This is a genomic window from Demequina litorisediminis (assembly GCF_030161615.1).
GTDB lineage: Bacteria > Actinomycetota > Actinomycetes > Actinomycetales > Demequinaceae > Demequina > Demequina litorisediminis.
The window spans coordinates 1,680,165-1,695,880 of record NZ_BSUN01000001.1; the positions used below are offsets into that span (position 1 = coordinate 1,680,165).

Annotated in this window: 17 protein-coding genes, 2 tRNA genes and 2 pseudogenes; 13 read left to right on the forward strand and 8 right to left on the reverse strand. The window is 68.3% G+C overall.

What is annotated here, in order from left to right; genetic code table 11:
- Positions 1–127: 127 nt before the first annotated feature.
- Together QQK48_RS10400 and QQK48_RS10405 are read right to left on the reverse strand one after the other, a co-directional pair.
- Entirely contained in the window at positions 128–1,588 is a 1,461-nt protein-coding gene (locus QQK48_RS10400) for a sugar porter family MFS transporter (RefSeq protein WP_284329371.1), read from the reverse strand.
- A 74-nt stretch (positions 1,589–1,662) separates the two neighbouring features.
- Positions 1,663–2,820, reverse strand: a complete 1,158-nt coding sequence (locus QQK48_RS10405) for a winged helix-turn-helix domain-containing protein (protein ID WP_284328407.1) — start codon at positions 2,818–2,820, stop codon at positions 1,663–1,665.
- A gap of 280 nt (positions 2,821–3,100) precedes the next feature.
- Here QQK48_RS10405 and QQK48_RS10410 point away from each other — a divergent pair.
- The 6 genes and pseudogenes from QQK48_RS10410 to QQK48_RS10435 all read left to right on the forward strand — a co-directional run bounded on the left by QQK48_RS10410 (position 3,101) and on the right by QQK48_RS10435 (position 6,312).
- A tRNA-Thr gene (locus QQK48_RS10410) sits at positions 3,101–3,177 on the forward strand.
- A gap of 53 nt (positions 3,178–3,230) precedes the next feature.
- Positions 3,231–3,305: transfer RNA gene (locus tag QQK48_RS10415), tRNA-Met, on the forward strand.
- A gap of 68 nt (positions 3,306–3,373) precedes the next feature.
- Positions 3,374–3,539 (forward strand): annotated as a pseudogene (gene rpmG / locus QQK48_RS10420) (50S ribosomal protein L33).
- Positions 3,540–3,756: 217 nt separating this feature from the next.
- Positions 3,757–5,217, forward strand: a complete 1,461-nt coding sequence (locus QQK48_RS10425; RefSeq protein WP_284328408.1) for an NCS2 family permease — start codon at positions 3,757–3,759, stop codon at positions 5,215–5,217.
- Positions 5,218–5,437: 220 nt separating this feature from the next.
- Positions 5,438–5,884, forward strand: a complete 447-nt coding sequence (locus QQK48_RS10430) for an FAS1-like dehydratase domain-containing protein (protein WP_284328409.1) — start codon at positions 5,438–5,440, stop codon at positions 5,882–5,884.
- Positions 5,881–6,312, forward strand: a complete 432-nt coding sequence (locus tag QQK48_RS10435; RefSeq protein ID WP_284328410.1) for a MaoC/PaaZ C-terminal domain-containing protein — start codon at positions 5,881–5,883, stop codon at positions 6,310–6,312. Before QQK48_RS10430 ends, QQK48_RS10435 begins: the two co-directional genes overlap by 4 nt.
- Positions 6,313–6,333: 21 nt before the next feature.
- Here the strand turns inward: QQK48_RS10435 and QQK48_RS10440 are convergent, their stop codons facing one another.
- Positions 6,334–7,425 (reverse strand): LacI family DNA-binding transcriptional regulator, encoded by a 1,092-nt coding sequence (locus QQK48_RS10440; RefSeq protein ID WP_284328411.1) that lies wholly within the window; start codon positions 7,423–7,425, stop codon positions 6,334–6,336.
- Positions 7,426–7,523: 98 nt separating this feature from the next.
- Here QQK48_RS10440 and QQK48_RS10445 point away from each other — a divergent pair, with 98 nt between their 5' ends.
- From QQK48_RS10445 to QQK48_RS10475, 7 genes are all read left to right on the forward strand, one after another.
- Positions 7,524–7,727: a hypothetical protein gene (locus QQK48_RS10445; RefSeq protein WP_284328412.1), complete on the forward strand. Its 204-nt coding sequence runs from the start codon at positions 7,524–7,526 to the stop codon at positions 7,725–7,727.
- Complete coding sequence (locus tag QQK48_RS10450) at positions 7,688–8,878, forward strand: MFS transporter (protein ID WP_284328413.1); 1,191 nt, start codon at positions 7,688–7,690, stop codon at positions 8,876–8,878. The genes QQK48_RS10445 and QQK48_RS10450 overlap by 40 nt, the downstream gene beginning before the upstream one ends.
- 10 nt (positions 8,879–8,888) lie before the next feature.
- Positions 8,889–10,001, forward strand: coding sequence for a UDP-N-acetylmuramate dehydrogenase (locus QQK48_RS10455; protein ID WP_284328414.1), 1,113 nt, complete (start codon positions 8,889–8,891; stop codon positions 9,999–10,001).
- Between the two features lie 19 nt (positions 10,002–10,020).
- Positions 10,021–10,302: a hypothetical protein gene (locus tag QQK48_RS10460; protein WP_284328415.1), complete on the forward strand. Its 282-nt coding sequence runs from the start codon at positions 10,021–10,023 to the stop codon at positions 10,300–10,302.
- Positions 10,303–10,454: 152 nt separating this feature from the next.
- Positions 10,455–10,796, forward strand: a complete 342-nt coding sequence (locus QQK48_RS10465; RefSeq protein WP_284328416.1) for a hypothetical protein — start codon at positions 10,455–10,457, stop codon at positions 10,794–10,796.
- A gap of 126 nt (positions 10,797–10,922) precedes the next feature.
- Entirely contained in the window at positions 10,923–11,342 is a 420-nt protein-coding gene (locus QQK48_RS10470) for a hypothetical protein (protein WP_284328417.1), read from the forward strand.
- A gap of 365 nt (positions 11,343–11,707) precedes the next feature.
- On the forward strand, positions 11,708–12,187 hold the full coding sequence (locus tag QQK48_RS10475; protein WP_284328418.1) for a hypothetical protein: 480 nt from the start codon (positions 11,708–11,710) through the stop codon (positions 12,185–12,187).
- Between the two features lie 98 nt (positions 12,188–12,285).
- Here the strand turns inward: QQK48_RS10475 and QQK48_RS10480 are convergent, their stop codons facing one another.
- The 5 genes and pseudogenes from QQK48_RS10480 to QQK48_RS21765 all read right to left on the reverse strand — a co-directional run bounded on the left by QQK48_RS10480 (position 12,286) and on the right by QQK48_RS21765 (position 15,622).
- Positions 12,286–12,723 (reverse strand): ABC transporter permease, encoded by a 438-nt coding sequence (locus tag QQK48_RS10480; RefSeq protein WP_284328419.1) that lies wholly within the window; start codon positions 12,721–12,723, stop codon positions 12,286–12,288.
- A 101-nt stretch (positions 12,724–12,824) separates the two neighbouring features.
- A complete protein-coding gene (locus QQK48_RS10485; RefSeq protein WP_284328420.1) occupies positions 12,825–13,007 on the reverse strand; it encodes a hypothetical protein in 183 nt (60 codons plus the stop codon).
- 140 nt (positions 13,008–13,147) lie between these two features.
- The gene (locus QQK48_RS10490; protein ID WP_284328421.1) at positions 13,148–13,354 is read right to left on the reverse strand and encodes a hypothetical protein; all 207 of its coding nucleotides are present in this window, start codon (positions 13,352–13,354) and stop codon (positions 13,148–13,150) included.
- Complete coding sequence (locus QQK48_RS10495) at positions 13,354–14,877, reverse strand: FtsX-like permease family protein (protein WP_284328422.1); 1,524 nt, start codon at positions 14,875–14,877, stop codon at positions 13,354–13,356. Before QQK48_RS10495 ends, QQK48_RS10490 begins: the two co-directional genes overlap by 1 nt.
- Positions 14,877–15,622: pseudogene (locus QQK48_RS21765) on the reverse strand (ABC transporter ATP-binding protein). Before QQK48_RS21765 ends, QQK48_RS10495 begins: the two are co-directional and overlap by 1 nt.
- Between the last annotated feature and the right edge of the window lie 94 nt (positions 15,623–15,716).

Sequence of the window (15,716 nt, forward strand, 5' to 3'; positions counted from 1 at the left end):
CCCGTGGGCGAGGTTGTCCTCGTACGTGGCGCGCGGGTCGTAGAACCAGGTCACTTCTCCACGGTAGGTGCCGGAACGCACGGAGGGCCGGGACCCATGGCCCCGGCCCTCCGTCGCCGCGAGGCGGTTAGGAGATGACCTTCTTTTCGCCGTCCTCGATCGTCACGAACTTGCCGCCTCGGATCTCGACGCTGTCCATGTCCTCGAGTTCCATGCCCTTGGTCTCGGGGACCTTGAAGATCACGAAGAAGAGCGACAGGAGCGCCATCGTGGCGTAGAAGCCGTAGGCGAACGTGAGGCCGATGTCCGCGAACAGGGGGAACGTCATCGTGATGGTCCAGTTGGCGAGCCACTGCGCGGCGGCGGCAACGGCCAGCGCCACGGCGCGGATGCGGTTGGGGAAGATCTCGCCCAGCAGCACCCACACCACGGGACCCCACGTGGCCGCGAAGAAGGCGGTGAACAGGTTGGCGCCTGCCAGCGCGACGCCGCCCCAGGCGCCGTCGAGCACGGCGTTGCCCCTGTCGTCGAGTGTCGCCGTGGAAAAAGCGATCGCCATCGCCAGTAGCGACACGAACATGCCCGACGAGCCCACGAGCAGCAGCAGGCGCCGGCCGATGCGGTCGACGAAGATGATCGCGACGATGGTGAACACGATGTTGGTGACCGACGTGATGGTCGAGGTCAGGAACGCCTGCGACTCCTCGAACCCGACCGACTGCCACAGCGAGTTGGAGTAGTAGAAGATGACGTTGATGCCGACGAATTGCTGGAAGATGCTCAGCAGGATGCCGATCCACACGATCGGCATGAGGCCAAAGCGCTGACCGCGCAGGTCGCGGATCGACTGGTTCTCGTCGTGGCCGATCGAGCGCTCAATCTCGGCGATGCGGTGGTCGACGTCCGTCTCGCCGGAGAAGGTGCGGAGCACCTCGGCGGCCTCATCCTTGCGCCTGCGGTAGACAAGGTAGCGCGGCGACTCCGGAAGACGCAGCGCCGCGATGCCGTAGATCACCGCAGGGATCGCGCAGGCCATGAACATCCAGCGCCAGGCCTCGAGCCCGAACCACAGCACCTCGTCGGCGCCGCCGGCGACCTCGGCGAGGACCTGGTCCGACAGCAGCGCGGCGAAGATGCCGAGCACGATGGCCATCTGCTGGAGCGAACCCAGCCGGCCGCGGAACTTCGCGGGCGCGACCTCGGCGATGTAGGCGGGGGCTATGACGGAAGCCGCGCCGATGGCGACGCCGCCGACGATCCGCCACAGCATCAGGTCCCACACCGCGAACGCGAGTCCCGTGCCGATCGCGGATGCCAAGAAGAGTGCGGCGGAGATCACCATGACGCGAATGCGGCCGAACCGGTTGGCGATGCCGCCGGCGAACCAGGCACCGACGGCGCAACCGAGCAGCGCGGACGCCACGACGAAGCCCGAGAATGCTGCGGACAGCGAGAAGTCCTTTTCGATCGACTCGACGGCCCCGTTGATGACGGAGGAGTCGAAGCCGAAGAGGAATCCTCCCAGGGCGGCTCCGATGGTGATGCCGAGAACGCGGCGATTCAGGCTTCGCGTCGGCGATCGGAGCAGGGGACGGTGTGCTCACAGGGAGGCTCTCGCTTTCTCGTCAGCCGCGGCGGCCATCGCCGCGGGTGTCGCTCCGCTCACCCTAACGCGGCATCGGCGGCCCCGCCCGTGCGAGGGACCAGGGCTGATGCTACGTCGGGCGCGAGGTCGCCCCTGGGGGCGACGCTGACCGACTCCAGTCCTAACCACCGCGCCATCGTCGTCAATTCCCGCACGGCCGCGCGGGCGACCGCCGCCTGAGGAAGACGGCGGGCTCCGGGGGCACGGCCGGGTTCGCGCCATGCGGCTTGGACCAGCAGCGCGCCGGCCTTGCGATCCGCCTTGAGGTCGAATCGCGCCGGGATCTGGTCACCCACCAGCAGCGGGAGGCAGTAGTAGCCGTACTGGCGCTGCGGCGCGGGCGTGTAGATCTCGATGCGGTACTCGACGTCGAACATTCGCTTCAGGCGTGGACGGAACCAGCACACGGGGTCAAAGGGACTGAGGAGGGCCGTGGCGGTGGCGCGGCCGGGGTCCACGGCGCCGGTGGCGAGGAGCGCTCGTTCGGCCCATCCCTCGACCGTGACCCAGGAGGCGAGCCCGCGCTCGACGGCTGACTCGGCCCAGTCGAGTGCGCCGCGGCCCTCGGCGCTACCCGTGTACGGCAGGCGGAAGTGATCCGCGAGGTCGCGCGGCGTGCCGATACCCACGGCGACGAGCGCTCGATCGAACAGCGCCTGCCGCGCCTCCTCGGTGGGCAGGCCCCAGTCGGAGGTGGCGTCGGCGGCAGACAGGCCCCAGGCACGGGAGGCGGCATCGTACGTCCGGGCGAAGTGCCTGCCACGGGACGCCGCCACGCCTCCAGTGATGAAGAGGTACTCGAGGGCGCGTTTGACGTCGCTGCGGTCCCACCAGTCACCGCGCGGCCCCTGGGGCGGTGCGAGATGCTCGAGGTCGCGTGCAATGACGGGACCCTCCGCCTCAACGGCGCGCGTCACCCGTTCCAGCAGGCCGGGATGCCGCTCCTCGAGCTCGTCCCGCGTGCGCGCCTTCCATGACGTGCCTCCCACCATGCGGTGATGCATCAGGGGAAGGAGGTCATGCGGCATCACGGAGGCCTCGTGTCCCCAGTGTTCGAAGGCCTCGGCGGCATGGCCACGCTCGTGTCCCCACAGGACGTGGTCCGCCATCGCCGTGTCGTAGGGGCCGAGTCGGGAGTACAGCGGCATGTAGTGCGCGCGGGTCAGGACGTTCACGGTGTCGAGCCTGCAGGACTCCCTGACGCTCCAGGTACGCCGTCACATCGATGGGCCGGGCACGGCGCCGTGGGCGCGGTGCGGAAAGCGACTGAGCGTGCAAGAAGATACGCCGCGCCTCGCGCGCGCCGAGGTCTGCTGGGGCCGCTGCCACACCGGTATCCGCGCTCATGCCGACACCCTATTCAGGGGCGCTGACACGGGGGCCTGACGCGCGCATCAGCGCCCCGAAAGGCCGATTTCACTTTCTGGTCCCAGGGCGTGTACCCTAGTCCGGCTGGCCCCGATAGGCTCAGTCGGCAGAGCGTTTCCATGGTAAGGAAAAGGTCCAGGGTTCGATTCCCTGTCGGGGCTCCAAGGATGGCTCGCCGTCGTCTCTTTCTCAAGAGCGGCGGCGGTCCCATTCTCGCGGCGGGGTAGGCTCAGTTGGTTAGAGCACACGACTCATAATCGTGGGGTCGCGGGTTCAAGTCCCGCCCTCGCTACGACGCGGACGTTCCGTCTGCGCACCGCGCTTTCGTCAAGCGCGTCCTCACAAGGCTGGGAGAGAACCATGGCCAAGAACGACGTTCGTCCGAAGATCACGCTCGCGTGCACCGAGTGCAAGGACCGCAACTACATCACGCGCAAGAACCGCCGCAACAACCCTGACCGTGTGGAGCCTCTCCAAGTTCTGCCGGAAGTGCGGCAAGCACACCGCGCACCGCGAGACGCGCTGATCTTCTGATCTGCCAGGCCCGTTCCTCCGCAAGGAGGGGCGGGCCTTTCGCTTTGCCCTGGCGTGGCGCCCGCCGTGACGTTCCCGTGTGTGAGAAGGGGGCTCGCCGAAGGGGTACGCTAACGCCGCATCCCCACCCGGAAACGCGCCGTCCCCGCGCGCGCCGGGTGGATTCATTTTGGGAACTCAGCACCCATTAAGTCACTGAGGAGACACACATGTCCGCGCCTGCGCGCACTGGCCTGCTCGGCCGCGTCGACGGCTACTTCGAGATCACGGAGCGGGGTTCTACCTTCGCCCAGGAGATCCGCGGTGGCCTCACCACCTTCTTCACGATGGCCTACATCGTGGTCCTTAACCCCCTGATCATCGGCACCGTCGCCGACGGCCAGGGCAACTTCCTCGGCGGCGTGAGCTCGCCCAAGGAGGCCATCCCCCTGGTGGCCGCGGCCACCGCCCTGATCGCGGGTCTGCTGTCGATCCTGATGGGTGTGTGGGCACGCTTCCCGCTCGCCATGGCGGCCGGCCTCGGCATCAACGCCTTCCTCGCGTACGGCATCGCCTCGCGTGAGGGCATGACCTGGCCCGAGGCGATGGGCTTCGTGGTGATCGAGGGCATCGTCATTACGGTGCTGGTCCTCAGCGGCTTCCGCAAGGCGGTCTTCGCGGCCGTCCCGGCGTTCCTCAAGCAGGCGATCGCCGTCGGCATCGGCCTGTTCCTGGCCTTCCTGGGTCTGGCCGATGCGGGCATCGTCACCGCCGGCTCCGGCACCTTGGTGCAGTTCGGCCAGGGTGGCTACATCGCGACGTGGCCCATGGTCGTGTTCTTCATCGGCCTCATCACGGCCATCGTGTTGATGGTGAAGAAGGTGCGCGGCGCACTGCTCATCTCGATCGTGGTCGCGACCGTGGCGGCCGTCGTCGTCGAGGCCGTTGCTGGGCTTGGCCGTGCCGGTGCCGAGAACCCCGGCGGCTGGGCAAATATGGTCCCGACCCTCGGTGACGAGGTCGTGTCGGTGCCCGACTTCAGCCTCATCGGCCAGGTCGACATCTTCGGCGGCTTCACGTCGCTGCCGGTGCTCACCGCGCTGCTGCTGATCTTCTCGCTCCTCATCACCGACTTCTTCGACACCATGGGCACCATGACCGCCGTCGGTGCCGAGGCTGGTCTGAACGACAAGGACGGCAACCCGCCGCGCGCGCAGCAGGTGCTGCTCGTCGACTCGATCGGTGCCGCCGCCGGTGGTCTCGGATCGGTGTCCTCGAACACCTCGTATGTCGAGTCCGCCGCCGGTGTGGGTGACGGTGCGCGCACCGGTCTCGCCCCCGTGGTGACCGGTATCGCGTTCCTGCTGTCGACCTTCCTGACGCCGCTGTACGCCCTGGTGCCGTTCGAGGCCGCCGGTCCCGTGCTCGTCGTGGTCGGCTTCCTGATGGTGTCGCAGATCGCGGGCCTTGACTGGAAGGACTACCGGATCGCGATCCCCGCGTTCCTGACCTTCATCGTGATGCCGTTCGGCTACTCGATTTCCGCCGGTATCGGCGTGGGCTTCATCTCGTTCGTGATCATCCAGATCGCCACCGGTGGCGCGCGCAAGGTCCACCCGCTGATGTGGGGTGCGGCCGCGGCCTTCGTCGTGTACTTCGCGCTTGGCCCCATCATGGATGCCGTCGCGTAAGTCATCGCTTGACGCCGCGCCCCCGTCTCCCCGCTGAGGAGACGGGGGCGCGGTCGTTTCCGCGCCGGCTCCCAGTCCTTGCCGCCCCCGGTTGTCCCCACCTCCTTCCTCGTGCCGCAAATGCGGCCATTTGCGGCTCGACGAGGCGTGAAGTGCCGCAAATGCGGCCATGTGCGGCAGCCGGAGGGGTGGGGTGGGGCCGTTCGCTAGGCTTGAGGACGTGCCAGTGAATCCCGATGCCGTGGGCCGCGAATACGGCCCCTTCGAGCCGTACGAGGTGACTCGCGTGAAGATCCGCGAGTTCGCCGACGCCGTGGACGCCCGCTCGGGCGCCCACCAGGATGTCGCGGTCGCGCGTGCCGAGGGCTACGCCGACCTGGTCGCCCCGAGCACCTTCGCCGTGATCATCGCGCAGAAGGCCGAGTTCCACGTGGTGGTGGACCCCGAGGTGGGCGTCGACTTCTCGCGCGTGGTGCACGCCGAAGAGCGCTTCACCCACGTGCGACCGCTCGTGGCAGGCGACGTCATCTCGACCACCATCCACATCGACGCGATCAAACAGCGCGCAGGCATCGCCATGGTGACGACCCGCGCGGAGTTGGCCGACGCCGACGGCGCCCCCGTTGCCACGGTGGTCTCGACCCTGGCCGTGAGGGAGGACGCATGACCGAGTCGACCAGCCCCAGTTTTGCGGGACTTGAGGTGGGCCTGGTGGTCGCCGAACGTGAGGTCGCCCTCACGCGCGACGCCCTCGTGCGCTACGCAGGTGCCTCCGGAGACTTCAACCCCATCCACTACAACGACGTGTTCGCCGTCGAGGTGGGTCTGCCCGGCGTGATCGCGCACGGCATGCTCACCATGGGCGTGGGCGCCTCGGTGGTCGAGGAGTGGGCCGGCGCGGGAAACGTCGCCGACTACCAGGTGCGCTTCACCCGTCCCATCCCTGTGCCGAACCCCGGCGAGGCGGTGGTCTCCGTCCGCGCGGTTATTGGCGCACTGGACGAGGAACGCCGCACCGCGCGCGTGGACCTGACCGTGGAGCACGACGGGGCCAGGGTCTTGGGCAAAGCCCAGGCCGTCGTCGACTGCGAATAGTCCCGCCGCACCGCCGGGGCCTCAACCTCGCGCGTTGGCCCGGGGCTCAGCGCCCCGAGCCTCACCGGGGCCGTCGAGGTGCCGATGCGTAGGCTCGAGCGGGGTGAGCACGGATGCAGGCTCCTCGCCCGCGAGCAGGTCCTTGACGGCCTTCGCGAGCGCATGACCCTTCTCGACGCCGTCCTGGTAGACCGTCGTAAGTTCGAGTGGGGCGAGCCAGGGCAGGTCGAGTCCGTCGAACCCGGTGATCGAGACGTCGCCGGGGACCGAGAGATCGAGCTCACGCGCCGCGAGCACCACGCCCGCCGCGAGCAGGTCGGACTGCACCACCAGCGCCGTCGGCTGCGACTCGTGAGCCAGCGCCAGGTGACCGGCGGCGATGCCCTCCGCCACCATCGACTCGCGTGACTCGACCACCACACAGGGACGCACTCCGGCGAGTCGGAACGCCTCGAGGCGGTGGTGCATCGGCGCCCAGGACGTCTCCGGCCAGTAGTCGGCGGGACGCAGCGACGTCTCAAGGCCCGGGGCGTGCGGCAACGTGATGGTGCCGATGCGCTCGTGCCCGAGCGACACCAGGTGCTCGATGAGTTCGACCGTGGCCGATGTGTCGTCGATGGTGACCTGGCCGCCACCGGCGGGCGGTTCGGCGTCCATGACCACCACGGGCAGGCCGCGCTTGCGCAGGATGGCGAGGGCGGGGTCATCGTGGTCGCGGACGCGCAGCACGACGGCGGCGTCCATGGGGGCGGACTCGAGGAGCGACGTCTCTCCCTCGTCGCCGCGGGGCGCCGGGATGAGCAGGGCTCCAAGGCCCATCTCTCCGAGGTCGGAGATGAGGCCGTCCATGACGTTGAGGATGAGGGGGCGCGGAAGGCGAGCGTGAGCGAGTCGTGGATCACCACGCCGATGACCCCTGAACGGCCCGAGCGCAACGCCCGCGCCTGGGCGGACGGACCGGTGTAACCCAGGCTCGTCGGCGGCGCGCACCACCTTTGCCTTCATTTCGGGGGAGATGGGGCCGGCGCCCGAGTAGGCAAGCGACACCGTCGACAGGGACACCTTTGCCTTGGCGGCAACATCGGCCATCGTGGGTCGTCGGGTCCTGGCCACAGCGCCTCCTGTTCGTGGGTGCTCCTACACTAGTGCCGCCCCATTTTCCCTCGCGCCGCATGGATCCTTGCGACGGCGATGCGTCAGGAGTCCTGCCAGTGCCAAGCGCCCGCTTTGCCCCCACCACGACTCCCGATGCCCGGCGCGTCGCTCAGGCACGGCTCGGGGTCCTCGCGCTCTTTGCGCTGATGGGCGCCTGCATGGCGACCTTCTTGTCGCGCGTGCCCACCATCCGCGACCTGCTCGGGGTGAGCTCGGGTGAGTGGCGCTGCTCATCGCGCTGGGCGCCATCGGCTCGCTGATCGCGCTGCTGGTGACCGGGTGGGCGGCGGCCCGCTTCGGGACTCGTGCCCTGCTCGTGTGGTCAAGCGTGGGCTGGGCCGTGGCGATCATTCTGGTGGGGCTCTCGACGGCGATGTCGGCGACGTGGCTGTTCTCGCTCGGCTACTTCCTGGTGACGTTCTCGATGGCGTTTACCAACGTGGCCATCAACGCCGAGGCCGCGACGGTGGAGCGCTTCATGGGCCGGGCGATCATGAGCCAGTTCCACGGCACGTTCTCCCTGGGCGTGGCGATCAGCCTTGGCGTGGGCGCAGCGCTGAGTCATGTGGGCGTCAACCCCGTGTGGCATTTCCTCGGCGCCGCCGCTGTCATCACCGCCGTCCGCCTCGCGATCGTGCCGGTCTCCTGCCTCGACGGCAGCGCCCAGCCTGTCAGCGCATCGGCCACGCTGGGAGGCCCCTTCGCCACCGCGAAGGCCGAGTACCGCGAGCGACGCGTCATCCTCATCGGCCTCATCGTGTTCGCTGCCTCGATGACCGAGATGACGGCGGCCCAGTGGATGGCCCTCACCATCGTCGACGACTTCGACCGTCCGGAGGCCATGGGCGACGTCATCTACTGGGTGTTCGTGGTGGCCATGGTGACGGTCCGATGGTTTGGCGCGCCTATCATCGCCCGCCTGGGCCGCGTGGTGTCACTGCGCATCTCGGCGGTGCTGGTGGTGGCAGGCCTGCTGGTCTTCGCCTTCGCGCCGGCATTCTCGTGGATTCCGTTCGGTGCCGTGCTGTGGGGCATGGGAGCCGCCCTCGGTGTCCCGATCGCGTTCACGGCCGCCGCCGACGACCCCACGCGCGCCGCCGCCCGCGTCGCCGCGGTGGCGTCCTTCTCCACGGTGGCGGGCCTGCTGGTGCCGCAACTCATCGGCTTCCTCGGCGAGGTGGTGCCGCTGCGCGACGCGCTGCTGGTGGTTGCCGCGGCATCGGCCACGTCCTTCGCTCTGGCCCGCGCGGTGCGCACGGAGGGTGCCCTGTTCGGTTCGCAGCGTGCCGCGAGGCGCCGCGCCGAGCGTGCCGCCCTCGAGGCCGACGAGGCCGGGGCCGGCGGTGCGGGCTACATCGACGACGACGATCAGGGTCCGTCGTCGAGCTCTTCCACCCCTCACACCTCCTAGGCTGAGAGACATGACCACCCTCGCCGATCTCACCACCCTGCGCGTCGGCGGCCCGGCACGGAACGTTGTCGAGGCGCGCTCCGAGCGCGACCTGATCGACGCCGTGCGAGAGGCCGATGCCACTGGCACGCCCCTCCTGATGCTGGGCGGCGGCTCCAACCTGCTCGTGGGGGACCAGGGGTTTGATGGCGTGGTGGTGCGCGACGCCCGGTCCGAGATTTCGCTCCAGAACGATGGCGCATGCGGCGGAGTCTCGATCACCGCGACAGCGGGCACGCCGTGGGATCACCTGGTGGAGACCGCCGTCGCCGAGGACTGGATGGGGCTCGAGGCGCTGTCCGGTATCCCCGGCTCTACGGGCGCCACTCCGGTGCAGAACGTGGGCGCGTACGGTCAGGAAGTAGGCGACACCATCGCGCTCGTGCGCACCTGGGACCGCACCGAGGAGCGCGTGCGGTCGTTCCCGCTGGTGGCACTCCAGTTCGGGTATCGCGACTCGCTGCTCAAGCGGTCGATGCGCGGGGAGGCGCCGGACGGCGGCGTCTGGCATCCCACCCCGCGGTACATCGTCCTCGACGTCACGTTCCACACCCGGATGGCGACGCTGTCTGCCCCCATCCGCTACGCCCAACTGGCGGCCGCGCTCGACGTGGCCGAGGGGGAGCGTGCGCCGTTGACCGAGGTGCGCGAGGCCGTGCTCGCGCTGCGCCGCTCCAAGGGGATGGTGCTCGACTCGGGTGACCACGACACGTGGTCCGCAGGGTCGTTCTTTACCAATCCCCTTCTCGACGAGGCATCGGCGGCCGCACTGCCGCAGGACGCGCCGCGCTACGCCGCCGCCGGCGGCAAGGTCAAGACGTCGGCGGCCTGGCTGATCGAGCACGCCGGCTTCTCCCGCGGCTTCGCCGTCGCGGCCGATGCGCGCGCGTCCCTGTCGACCAAGCACACCCTTGCGCTGACCAACCGCGGAGGCGCCACGGCGGCCGATGTGGTGGCGCTGGCGCGCGCCGTGCAGGCAGGCGTTGCCGAGCGCTTCGGCATCGCGCTGGTGCCCGAGCCCGTGACCGTCGGCGTCACGCTCGAGGTCTCCGGTTCGCACGGCCGGAGTGTGCCACGGGTGTGAACCTGCATACGCTGTGCCCATGACTGAATCCGCACCGTCCGTAGACCCTGCACTGCCCGGAGGCCGCATTCGCTTTCCCGGCGTGGGTATCGCCTTGGTGGCCGTCGCCGTGGTGCTGCTGCCGATCGGTGTGTTGACGCTTCTCGGCACCTCCAGTCGGGGCTTCTTCGAGAACGCCCCCACCCAAGCGAGCATCGGCGCCCTCATGATCCTCATCGGTGCCGTCGCCCTCATCGGTGCCGCCGTCATCGCAGGTGTGCGCGCGATCGCGCAGCAGTACCGAGCGGCGGAGCGTCGCTAGCGCGCATCACGCGTATCTGAGAAGAGTTCTTGCTAGGGTCGCCGGTGACGCGCAGGCGTCGAGACACATCCGGGGGTTCATACAGCATGGTTGATTACGACGACCTCCCCACGATTGTGGGGCAGATGAAGCGCGCGGCCATCGATTGTTGGATGGCTGATCAAGGTTTCTACCCCAATTGGGGTAACGACATGATCTACGCCAAGTGGGGCTGGATGCTCAACTTCTACAACCGCCCCGCTGCAGACGGCTCGGGCGGCGGTGACGGCAATGGCGTCAAGGATTCGGTGGCCGAGGAGTTTGACGCGATTCGGGGAGTGATCGATTCCCGCGTTGCCAAGTGGCAGGGGCTCCCGGACGGCGCAGCGTGTGCCACCCCACGGAGCGCGGCCAACTCCACCACGGCTGTACTCGGGGGTCCTCCGCAACGGCGACCGTCCAGGGCGGCGGTGAGATCGCGACGGCGAACGGGACCATCGAGGCCGTCATCGTGAACAACCTGCGCGGGAGCTTTCCGGACGCCCTTCCTGGACAAGTACTACACCCAGTTCTCGAAGGTCACGCATGGCCTTGCGGACGCGTGCGTCATCCTCGAGGCGAACTATGCGGCGGAGCAGGCGATGTGGCCTGCCGCGCGCAAGGACGTGGCTGTCATCTGTGACGCCGCACGTGCAGCGTGGGAGAAGCAAGCGGGCGACTCCGCCGCCGCCAACGGCACTTTCGCCTTGACGGTGGTTGCCGCCGTGGCGGGCGTCGTGTCATCGGTGGTGACCGCTGGAGCCGGAACCGTTGCGGCGGTCTCGGTCCTTGGCGGCATTGCGACGCTCGCGAGTACCGGCGTGGCAGCCATTGCCCACGAAACGGCGGTCTCGGGAAGTTCCTACCTCGAGATCCTGGAGTCACTGACGGACTCGCTTGGCGATCTGGACGAGGCGCTCACGGCCCAGGAGAGTGCGCTCGTCACCATGCTGAACGATGCCGCATCGGCCATCCGCGATGAGCCTCGCGAGCTTCAACCTCGACGCGTTCGTACTGGGTGAGTACGAAACTCGCGACGACGCGATGATCCTGGATCGTTCAGACACGTCCATGGTGTCAACGAACATGGGCAGGGTCGAGACGGCGCTCGCCTCCGCAGCGACCACTCTCGGTAGTTCGCCCGTGACAAATCCGACCCCTCGCGAGCCAGGTGTCGGTCTCAGCACCGCAGGCTCCCACTATGCGGCGACCGACTTGTTCGATGTCGCGGCTCGGTGTCTCGAGCTCACGGCCGCTGAGTACACGCGTGGCCGGGAACTCTTCGATGCGATCGTCGACGACTACTTCGGCACGGATGCCGACGCGCGCGCGACGGTCAACCGGTTGCAGGCGGACGAGGCGCTGCAGTCTGAGTGGGGGTGTGACCGTGGAGAGCCAGTACCTCGGCGACATTCTCCTCGACGGAGGACCCGGCGGCGGCGCGATGGAAGCCGTGGTCACCGTGGACGGTCAGAGCCTCAACGTGCGGTTGGAGATCGACTACCCCGGGCGTTTGTCCGCAGCGGTCGTGCGGGACATCGACATGGTCTTTGACCAGTTCGCTTTCGTCGACAACCTCGGTCGCGAGACGGTCGCTCGCGGGCTCGCCCAGGAGGATTCGGCGCCCGCTCGCCTCCGCCGAGCGTGGGAGGACGCTCGCGGTGGTGAGGGGGACGCCGAGGAGTTCCTTCGGGACCTGGCGCCCCAGCGCATCGTCATCACTCCTGATGGGGGCTCCGCCAACCGGGACAGGGTCGTGTTGTCGTATGCCGTCGCGGGGTCCCGCGTGCCTGGCACGGTGACCGTTCGCTTTGTGGAACCCACGGGGCCCGAGCTCGTTCCGGCACCATCACGTTCCTTCGGCTGAGGCGTGGAGGCGCGGTGCCTGCGCCCGCCTCCACCGCCGTCACCATGCGAAAGGCCCGGCCACCCTTGCGGATGACCGGGCCTTTGGCGTGGTGAGGGTTAGCCGTCGGCGGCGATCGCCTGCAGGATGTCCAGGCGCGAGGCGCGGTAGGCCGGCCAGATGGCCGCCAGCACACCCGCGATGGCGGCGAGCACCGTGTAGACCACGAGCCAGACCCACGGAATCGTCACCCCGTCGAAGCCGAAGTCGGCGAGCGACAGCACCAGCGCGGAGCCGAGTGCGACACCCAGCACCATGCCCAGCACGGTGCCGAAGACCGCCATGATCATCGACTCGATGGTGATCATGCGCCACACCGCGCGGCGCTTCATGCCCACGGCACGCAGGAGGCCGATCTCGCGGGTGCGTTCCGTCACCGACAGCAGTAGGGTGTTCGCCACGCCCAACAGGGCGATGACGAGCGCCGAGCCGAGCAGCGCGGAGATGACACCCAGCAACAGGTCGATGAACTGGTTGGCGAGCCTGCTCGAGTTCACCCGGCTGCGCCAGCATGACGAGCGGATAGTCCTCGCTCAGCGCCTCCTGGATTCGCTCGGTCTGCTCGGTGAAGGTGACCTGGCCGGAGCCGGCCTCCTCGTCATCGGGCACCACCGAGTCGTCGAACACCACGAGCGTCTGCACGGCCTCGACGTCGCCGAACAGGCTCGTCGCCCGTGGGGAACGTGACGAAGAAGTCGCCCTCGTTCTCGTTGAGGTAGCGACCCGTGACCTCGAGGCTCACGTCGCCCTCCGAGCCGGTCAGCGTGATCTCGTCGCCCACCTCGACTCCGAGGCTCCTCGATCGCCGGGTTGATGAAGACCTCGCCGTCGGACAGTTCGTCGATCGCGGGATCCGTGGCGTACTCGTACGTCTCGGAGGCCGTCTCGGGCTCGATCACACCGACGGCGAACTGCGCGCCGTCAAACTCGGCGGTGCCGAAGCCGATCGAGCCTGGTGAAGGCCACGCCGTCCACGCCCTCGATGACATCGACCGCCCCATCGGGGATGGGGCCCTGCGTGGAGGTGGCGAAGAGGTCGGCCTTGGTCGACGCGAACTCCGACGTCACCACCGTCTTGAGCGACTCCGTGAAGGTCGCCACCAGCGCCAGCAGCATGACGCCGATCATCAGTGCCGCAGCGGTGTTGGCACTGCGCCGCGGCTCGCGTCGGATGTTATTGGCGGCAAGCCTTGCCGTCCACCCGGAACCAGGAGGTCAGCGGCTTGCGCATCAGGCTTGCGAGCGGCGACAGGAGCCTGGGCCGCGAGCAGGGTCACGCCGATCACGAGGATTGCCGCCCCCGCGCCCACGTAGATGTAGGGCCTGTCGAGGTCGACGTAGAGGCCCAGCGTCACGAGCCCAGCGCCGATCAGCGCCAGGGCTCCGCCCACGATGTTGCGCACCTTGAGCGGCTTCTTGCCGCCCGTGGCGGACTCGCGCAGGGCCTCCATCGGAGCCACGCGCGAGGCGTGGAGTGCGGGAAGCAACGCGGAGACCAGCGTGACCGCACCACCCATGACGTACGCCCACAGCACCGCGTCGAGCGGCAGCGACATGGTGCCAAAGATGTCCCCGGCGAAGAGCGAGACGAGTCCCGCAAAGCCGAGCGCGAGCAGGTATCCAAGGATGATGCCGAGGGTGGAGGCGAGCACGGCGACCACCAGCGCCTCGAGCAGGATCATGGACCGGATCTGCTTGCCCGTGACGCCGATGGCGCGCATGAGGCCAAACTCTCGCGTGCGCTGCGTCACGATGATGCGGAACGTGTTGACGATGATGTACGCGCCCACAAACAACGAGATGCCCGCGAACGCGATCGCGAAGATGTCGACGTACTGCAGCACGTCGTCGAGCGCCGCGGTCTGTTCGGCGGCCTTGTCTTCACCGGTGATGGCGCGGGTGCCGTCCGGGATGACCGCGTCGATGTCGGCCACGACCGAGTCGAGGTTGGCACCTTCAGCCGTGATGACGCTGACGGTGGCGTAGTTCGGGTCGTCCGCAAGGGTGTGCGAATCGGCATCCGAAATGTACGCGAGGGTGGCGCCCTGGAGATTGTTGTCCTCACCAAAGCGCACCGTGCCCACGAGCGTGAAGTCGGTGACGCCCGCCTCCGTCGCGATGCCGACGGTGTCGCCGATGGCGTAGCCCAGCGTCTCGATTGAGTCGACGTCAAGCACGATCTCGCCATCTGCCTCCACGCCCCGGCCGTCGACGATGGTCGACTGGTCGATGGTGGAGTCGCCGTACCAGTTGAAGATCTGGCTGGGGGCTCCCGAACCGGCGAGCGGGTCCGTGGTGCCCTCGCCCGTGTCGGCGGGCAGCACGGAGCCGGTGACCTGCACGCCACCCGCGGCGATCTCGACGCCGTCGACCTCGGAGATCGCGGCGACGTCGTCGGGCGAGAACACACCCGCGCCAACGCTGAACGGGTCGCCGCCCTGGTCGGACTCCTCGGCGGCGTTCGGGTCAGCCTCCACCACGATGTCCGTGCCGGAGTAGATGTCGTCGAAGAGGTCGGAGAACCCCGACGACAAGGCGTTCGTGAAGGTCTGCGTTGCCGCCACCAGCGAGACGCCGAGAGCCACCGCGACGGCGGTGAGGATCAGCCGTTTCGGATTGTGCTTGACGGACTTCAGTGCGAGGCGAAACATCAGTGCCCCATCTGCTTCATGCGGTCGAGCACGCGGTCGGCCGTGGGCTCACGCATCTCGTCAACGATCTGCCCGTCCTCGAGGAAGAGGATGCGGTCGGCGTAGGACGCGGCGGTCGGGTCGTGGGTGACCATGACGATGGTCTGGCCGAACTCCTTGACCGCGCGCCGCATGAAGGCGAGGAGCCCGGCACCAGACTTCGAGTCGAGGTTGCCGGAGGGCTCGTCGGCGAAGATGATCTCGGGCCGCGACACGAGCGCGCGCGCCACCGCGACGCGCTGCTGCTGGCCACCGGAGAGCTCCGCGGGAAGGTGCGTGAGGCGCTGGCCAAGGCCAAGGATGCCGATGATCTCGTCGAACCACGCCTTGTCGACCTTGGTGCCCGAGATGTCGAGCGGAAGCGTGATGTTCTCGCGCGCCGTCAGCGAGGGAATCAGGTTGAACGACTGGAAGACGAACCCGATGTACTTGCGGCGTACCTCGGTGATCTGCGCCTCGGACAGGCTGGGTGATGGTCGTTTCGGCGATGGTCGAGGACCCGGCCGAGAGCCTTGTCGAGGCCGGCAAGGGTGTGCAGGAGCGTCGACTTGCCCGATCCCGAGGGGCCCATGATGGCGGTGAACTCGCTGCGGGCGATGTCCACGTTGACGCCGTCAAGGGCGCGGACCGCCGCCTCTCCGGTGCCGTAGTCCTTGTAGCCGTCTCGCATGGACGCCGCGAGGGCGGGTGCGGCGGTAGAGGTCATGGTGGTGCCTTTCGTTGGGCAGGAAGGGGTGCAGACGTCAGCGTCGACGCGCCCAGTGTGGCAAAAACTCTGGCCCGCCGCCCATCCCCCACGC